Genomic DNA, 483 nt, shown 5'->3' on the forward strand with positions numbered 1-483 from the left:
GCACCAGGTCCGTCACTGCTGCGTACGCCCACACCATCACCATCGACGCGGTCATGATGTTGCCGAGCCCGAGCGCGAGATCGGACGCCGGGAGTTCGACGACGATGTACGGGTCACGTGCGAAGGCCCGGTCGAACACGGTCGTGTTCAGCATCACCACGCTGCCCGGACGCAGCCGCTCGAGCGTCGGGCCCGAGTAGTCCTGGTGCATCACGATCGCCGACCACGCGGATCCGACCGTCGGCGGCGCCTCGACCGGACCGTCGGCGACCACCAGCGTCGCCTCGGTGTTGCCACCGCGCATCATGCCGCCGTAGCTCCCGAAGAGCTGCACCTCGCGACCCTCGGCAAGCGCCGCGCGCGCCACGACCTGCGCGGCGAGCTGGATCCCCTGCCCGCCGATGCCCGTGACCAACAGCTCGCGTTCCATCAAATCGGTCGATTCCGCTCCGGCGTCCCGGCCGTCCGGCCACGCCTCCGCTT

1 protein-coding gene is annotated in these 483 nt (G+C 70.0%); it reads right to left on the minus strand.

Going from position 1 to position 483, the window contains the following annotated elements:
- On the minus strand, positions 1-430 hold a 430-nt coding region (locus RM844_RS32285), incomplete at its 3' end, for a 2-oxoacid:acceptor oxidoreductase family protein (protein WP_311671007.1).
- Between the last annotated feature and the right edge of the window lie 53 nt (positions 431-483).

It is taken from the genome of Streptomyces chisholmiae (genome assembly GCF_031845445.1).
GTDB lineage: Bacteria > Actinomycetota > Actinomycetes > Streptomycetales > Streptomycetaceae > Streptomyces > Streptomyces chisholmiae.